Annotated in this window: 6 protein-coding genes; 3 read left to right on the top strand and 3 right to left on the bottom strand. The window is 34.9% G+C overall.

Annotated features, from left to right (window positions below):
* Both CAT7_RS11785 and CAT7_RS11780 read left to right on the top strand, forming a co-directional pair.
* The coding region (locus tag CAT7_RS11785) for an NYN domain-containing protein (protein WP_007725898.1) at positions 1–350 on the top strand (350 nt) is incomplete at its 5' end.
* A 98-nt stretch (positions 351–448) separates the two neighbouring features.
* A complete protein-coding gene (locus tag CAT7_RS11780) occupies positions 449–1,048 on the top strand; it encodes a sigma-70 family RNA polymerase sigma factor (protein WP_007725893.1) in 600 nt (199 codons plus the stop codon).
* Positions 1,049–1,229: 181 nt separating this feature from the next.
* Here the strand turns inward: CAT7_RS11780 and CAT7_RS11775 are convergent, their stop codons facing one another.
* From CAT7_RS11775 to CAT7_RS11765, 3 genes are all read right to left on the bottom strand, one after another.
* Positions 1,230–2,210, bottom strand: coding sequence for a polyprenyl synthetase family protein (locus CAT7_RS11775; RefSeq protein ID WP_007725890.1), 981 nt, complete (start codon positions 2,208–2,210; stop codon positions 1,230–1,232).
* Positions 2,211–2,260: 50 nt separating this feature from the next.
* Entirely contained in the window at positions 2,261–2,830 is a 570-nt protein-coding gene (locus tag CAT7_RS11770; RefSeq protein ID WP_007725887.1) for a Gx transporter family protein, read from the bottom strand.
* A gap of 232 nt (positions 2,831–3,062) precedes the next feature.
* Complete coding sequence (locus tag CAT7_RS11765; RefSeq protein WP_007725884.1) at positions 3,063–4,916, bottom strand: FAD-dependent oxidoreductase; 1,854 nt, start codon at positions 4,914–4,916, stop codon at positions 3,063–3,065.
* Positions 4,917–5,582: 666 nt separating this feature from the next.
* Between CAT7_RS11765 and CAT7_RS11760 the strand changes: the two genes are divergently transcribed.
* Complete coding sequence (locus CAT7_RS11760; protein WP_007725882.1) at positions 5,583–6,053, top strand: FMN-binding protein; 471 nt, start codon at positions 5,583–5,585, stop codon at positions 6,051–6,053.
* Positions 6,054–6,092: the final 39 nt, after the last annotated feature.

Here is a 6,092-nt window from a genome sequence, read left to right as displayed (position 1 = left end):
TTGTTCCTGGGATCCAAAAATCGTATGAAAAATATCAATTAACGGTTGTTTTCACGAAAGAAGGAGAAACTGCGGATAGTTATATAGAACGTGTTGTTGGAATTGAGAATACGATAGTTACACAAGTGACAGTCGCCACAAGTGATCTTGCTGAACAATGGATTGTTTTTCAAAAAGGTGCTTTGCGAAAATCAGCTAATGAACTCTTTAGTGATGTCAAACGTATCAAAAAAGCAATTGAAGCCGATACTAAAGAGTATCGATTGCAAAGTTATCGTAGAAATTCACCCTGGTCGCATCATCAAATGGATAGATTGGAAAAATTGAGAGATGATTTAACGAAATATTAAATGCTATTTTGAGAGTTTTCGAGAATGGTAGACAATCTAAATAACAAACGTTATCCAATTAATCTTACTAGTTCAGCCACTTAAAGGAGGCAATAGGTTTGGCCAATGAAGAAGATGCAATCTCACTTATGAGCGACGACGAATTGATCAACATAATCAAAAATGGAGATGGGTATCCGTTCCAAATTTTATTTAGGCGTTATCATCCTTTGGTAACCAATTTAACAAAAGAGTACTACCTTAAAAGTTATGAGCAAGAAGATTTATGGCAAGAAGCGCGGATGGTCTTTCACAAGACAATACAAACTTACGATAAAGGTAAAGGACACACGTTTGGAAATTTCTACAAGTTGAATTTTAAACACCATATTTTCAGTTTGATTCGAAAAGATATGGCTAAGAAACGGCGGATCGAAAAAATTGCTGAATCATTAGATGGCATGTTAGAAAAGGGAATGAGTCCTCAGTACATAATGAATGGAAAAGAAGGACTGTCTGCGTTAGATATTTTACAAGTTAAAGAAAAATTAGCTGGCTATCACCATACATTGTCAAATTTAGAGCAGCAAGTGTTTTCTCTGTACTTAAAAAATAAAGAAATTGATGAGATTGCTCAGCAATTAAATTGTGATAATCTGCAAATAAAAAATGCGTTAGACCGTTGCAAGCGTAAAATGAAACAAGTATTGGAAAACTAGCTGTTACTGAAATGTTCACAAAAGAAATTTATAAGTGAAAAAATGAAAGCGTATCCTTTTAAACTTCTGTTTTTTTGAGAAATAAAAATTCTACCATTCTCGTAAGTTTTTAAAACAAAACAACAAGACATAGGCCAGATGAAAGATGCCTATCTCTTGTTGTTTTATACTGATTTAAAGTTTAAATCGTTCTGTCTAATAATGACATAGTTACTTTACGAATAATTTTTTTTTCTGGACTATCTGGTAATTGATTAATGCGTGTTAAGGCTTTTCGGGTGTATTTACCAGCCAACTGTTGTGCTTCGTCCAATCCGCCTAAATCCGTTACCAATTGTTGGACTTTAGTGGTGTCTTCGTTTGTTATCTTCTCTTTTTTTTCAAGTAGTACTTGAAAAGCAGAATGATCTTTTCGCATAGCATAAATAAGAGGTGCGGAATAGATTCCTTGTCTCACATCTTCTAAAACAGGCTTTCCAAAAGATTCAGCTGTTTGAGAATAGTCTAGTATATCATCCATAATCTGAAATGCCATTCCAATATGACTTCCAATATAATAGCAATTTCGAGCAAATCGTTCTGATTGCCCACCTTCTAGCGCACCTGAATAACAAGCAAGAGCAAATAATTGAGCTGTTTTTCCAGATATTTGAGTCAAATAATTCCGAACTGTTATTTTTTGGTTGTATCTTAAATGCATTTGGTCAATTTCGCCCATTAAGATTCGTTCCATCCCGTTGGTGTTAATCTGCATTTGTTTCATAGAATTAGAATAATCAGTTAGCAGTTTAAATGACACGGTAAATAAATAATCACCAGCATACACAGCTACATCTTTGCCGTATTTTGATTGAATCGTTGATTGACCACGGCGTTTAGGGGAGTCATCAATGACATCGTCATGAATTAAAGTAGCCATATGCAGTATTTCAATAGCAGCCGCAAAAGCGCGTGCTCGGCGAGGATCATGATCCTCGCCAAACGTTGAAAACAATAAGGTGAAAGCTGGACGAACCAGCTTTCCGCCAGTATGCATCATATCCATTAAAGCATGTTCAATTGATTTATTGCGAAGATGGATTCTCGAATCCATTAATTCGATTGTTTGCATTAATTCAGACTGTAATTCAGGGTAGGCTTCCCACATTGGATGAATCTGCATGTGTATTCCCCTTTCATTTCATAAAGTTAAGTACAATAAAATTGTGACTTTTAAGAATTTGTACATGTAGTGTTACGTTGCTTTTTCTTGTTAAGTTGCTGAGTATGACTTTGGAAATTTTTTAGTGTTCGCACATGAGTCATTAGGTAATTAGCTGCAATGCCAATCGCGATACCGGATAAAATTCCCATAAAGGATAGAATAGGCAAGTAAAGCATGACGGTCCAAGTCTGGGAGATCCAACTTGCGACAACTAATTGACCAACATTGTGCAAAATACCTCCAGTAGCACTGATTCCAATGATACTCACTCGCTTTGGTCCAAGTTGCTTTACTGCTAGCATCCCAACATAACTCAGCATGGCTCCGGCGCAACTGTACATAAACGTAGACAATGTACCTCCAAGAAGAGTCGTCATAATAAGCCTCATCCAGACTACAGTAAAACTATCTTTTAATGGTAAAGTAAAGATAGCTACGATAGTAATCAGATTAGCAATACCAAGTTTAGCACCTGGAGCAAATGCAAAAGGAAACGGGATGCTCCTTTCGACTAAACTTAAAACAACAGCTTGTGCTGCTAATAATGCAATATATACAAGTTTTTGATTTCGAGTCATAGACACCAGTCCTTATTTAGGTGAGATTAGTTGAATAACGAGTGCTTGTTTGTGTAGCAAATCAAAAATAACAAGAGACAAAAAAGAACAGCTCGTTCGTTCTTCTTTCTATCTTAACATTTTTTTCTACTCCATACATGAAGTTTAGCAGCAATTGATCCATAAGAAAATGAGTGGAGGTAGAGAGACCTACCTTCACTCATCTAGTATGAATAATCTATAAAATCATTTTTTATTTGTATAAAGATTTAGGTGTACCGTACCACCATTTACCGGCAAATTTTTGAATCCATGGAATCACGTAGTAGTCTAAACCAAATGCGCGACCAGAACCATTCATCAAAGCAATAGCAGCGAAGATAAACCAAATGTTGACCCAGTAGAACATACCAGATAAAGCAAAGCTGACAACTAAAGCAACAGTAGCAGCATTAGCTAACCAAGTGAACAAACCAGCAATGATAGCTAAACCAATAGCAATTTCCACACAAGTCATGAACTTTTGGAAAATTAAAGCGACTTCAGGAGTTGGAATCATGAATTCCATAATGCTGTTAAACCAACCAGGAGCATGATCGAAAACCATCATCGGTTCTTCACCGTATACATAGCTTAGGCCAAAGATCGGTTTTGCGACTTCTGTAACGTCACCGGCGGCCTCTGAAGCTCCACTAGTTACATCTTGCAACCATGAAAATGGTAAAGCTACGTTATCACCAAACCAACTTTGAGAGCCGAATAAACCAAAGGCCTTTTTAACTCCTTCAAAACACCACATACTACCATAGAAGACTCTTAAAGGAACGCTCCATAAAACATTACCGTAACGAGAAAGGTGGCCACGGAAAATATTCCGTTGATCTTTAATGTGGAAGAATTCATGGAATAAATATTGTACCATGTAGTATCCAGAACGAATATCTAAGAAATATTTTAAGTTAACAATGTGTTTCATTAACATAGCTAAGAATCCGCTAAGGTGGAATTTATCCATTAAATAAGCAACGCCATATTTAGAACCGATTGAAACCATAGTACCTTGATAATTTGATTCGAATTTATGTTTTTCATTTCCTTCAATAGCTGCAATAACATTTACTGCTGCAGTGTGACCAGTTTGTTCAGCAGCTTGTACGATTTGAGGAGTTGGTTTTCCTTCTTCTTCCTCATAGTAGACAAGATCTCCAATAACATAAACGTTTTCTAACCCTTTAGCTTCCATAAATTCGTTCGCAACTAAACGACCAGCACGAGCTTGTTCCATTCCGAATTCTGCTGTATCTGTGTTCGCTTTAACGCCAGCGGTCCAGACTAATGTTTTTGTAGGAATTTCTTCACCAGATTTCAATAAAACTGAATCTGAACCAACACTTATAATTGGAGCATTTTTCATAATCTTGATGCCTTTTTTCGTCATGAAGTTTTCAGCTTTATCAGCATCTTGACGAGGAAGAGTATTCAAGATAGTTGGAGCAGCTTCTACAACTATCAATTCAATTTCTGAAGCGTCAAATTTATATTTGTTCGCTAAAACAGTTTTCCAATCTAATAATTCTCCAACCATTTCAATCCCTGTAAATCCAGAACCACAAATAACGAAACGCATCATTGCTGCGCGTTTTGCTGCATCGTGTTCGATAGCTGCAGCTGCAACTGTTGTTTCAATATGATGACGTAAGCGAACTGCATCTTCTAATGACCAAAGAGTGAAGCCATTTTCCTTAACACCAGGTGTTCCGAAATCATTGGGTTCTCCACCCATTCCTAGAACTAAATAATCATATGAATAAGAGCCATTTTCAGTTACAACCATTTTTTTGTCGTGGTCAACAGCCGTAACGTTATCAGTTACTAAGTTAACATTTTTCTTACGAGCAAATAATCTTTGTAAATCGTATTGGATTGCTTCAGGTTCAACGCGTCCTCCAGCCACTTCATGTAATTCTGTCATATAAGTAAGATAAGAATGGCGATCGATCAAAGTAATCGTAACATCTTTATTTTTTTTCAGTTTTTTAGCTAATTGTTTTGTAGCAGCAACACCGGCAAATCCAGCGCCAACAACAACCACATTTGTTTGAGTCATTTTTTTCGAGCTCCTTTTTTAATCGTTTTTTTTCATAAGATTTATACTATAAAGAAAAATAAGTTAATAAAATAAACTGAATAATTAAAATAAAACCGAGTTAGTTAAAAGTTTCACAACTAACTAATAAACATAGTATACAAAAAAAAACTGATATGTCCACGTTTTAAAAAGGGTTTTTTCAAAAAAATAATTGGCTAATGAGTTTTTTTATGAAATAATTATCAAACTCTTGTTTAAAACACTGTTAAATCAATAAAAAAGAATAAAGCATCAAAATGCCGAAAATGTCACATTATGGACAAATTCCCTTTAGTAACAACGAACAGGTGCTTTTTTTCAAAAAAAAAAATGATAACTAAAAAAAACGTTGTAAAGTTTTTTTCTTAATATAAGAGCAAGTTTGTGATAAATAAATAAGTAAAATCAAAGGATTATTGAAATATAAATGAATAAAAAAAATGGAAATTAAGTTAAAAACATTGATATCACCTAATTATTTAAAATTATATAGAAGGAACAATGGGAATGAATTTTCAAAATGACAATATCATGTGAAAAAGTAGACAATAAAAAAGAAAACGGTTATACTATTCACGAATGGTCGACCGAATGAAAAATTTTTATTAGGGAAGCTAGAATTTAAAAATAGGTAGGAGATTAATTATGAAATTCAAAACAGGTTTGAAATTGGCATCAGTCGTTTTTGCTTCGACATTTATTTTGACAGCATGTGGTTCTGAGGATACAACGAGTTCGACTGAATCTGGCAAGTTAGAGGATGGTCATTACATATTAGAAGAAAAGAATTTTGATGACAATGGTTGGAGCGTTGTTTTTAACATGACTACGGAAGGCGGAAAAATTACAGAGTCTGACTATGATTATGTCAATGATGCTGGAGATTTGAAATCTAAAGACGCAGAGTACCAAAAAATAATGGAAGAAAAAGTGGGGACTGGTCCTATTGAGTATATTCCGGTATACAACAAAGCTCTAGTTGATAAACAAGACCCTTCATCTGTAGAAGTTATTTCAGGAGCAACTCATTCTCATGACTTATTTGTGGAGTATGCACAACAATTGGTTGATGCAGCAGCAGAAGGTAAAACAGAAACAATTGAAATAGATAACTAAACCTTCTTTATGAAGAACTTTTTACCAAAGGAAATACTT

Origin of the sequence: Carnobacterium sp. AT7 (assembly GCF_000171855.1) — a bacterium.
Lineage (GTDB): Bacteria > Bacillota > Bacilli > Lactobacillales > Carnobacteriaceae > Carnobacterium_B > Carnobacterium_B jeotgali.
This window is presented reverse-complemented; position numbering and strand designations above follow the sequence as displayed.

What these genes read in the sequence shown, in the direction of transcription:
- CAT7_RS11775 (WP_007725890.1), bottom strand. Translation starts at nt 2,210, where the DNA reads ATGCAGATTCATCCAATGTGGGAAGCCTACCCTGAATTACAGTCTGAA.
- CAT7_RS11770 (WP_007725887.1), bottom strand. Translation starts at nt 2,830, where the DNA reads ATGACTCGAAATCAAAAACTTGTATATATTGCATTATTAGCAGCACAA.
- CAT7_RS11765 (WP_007725884.1), bottom strand. Translation starts at nt 4,916, where the DNA reads ATGACTCAAACAAATGTGGTTGTTGTTGGCGCTGGATTTGCCGGTGTT.
- CAT7_RS11760 (WP_007725882.1), top strand. Translation starts at nt 5,583, where the DNA reads ATGAAATTCAAAACAGGTTTGAAATTGGCATCAGTCGTTTTTGCTTCG.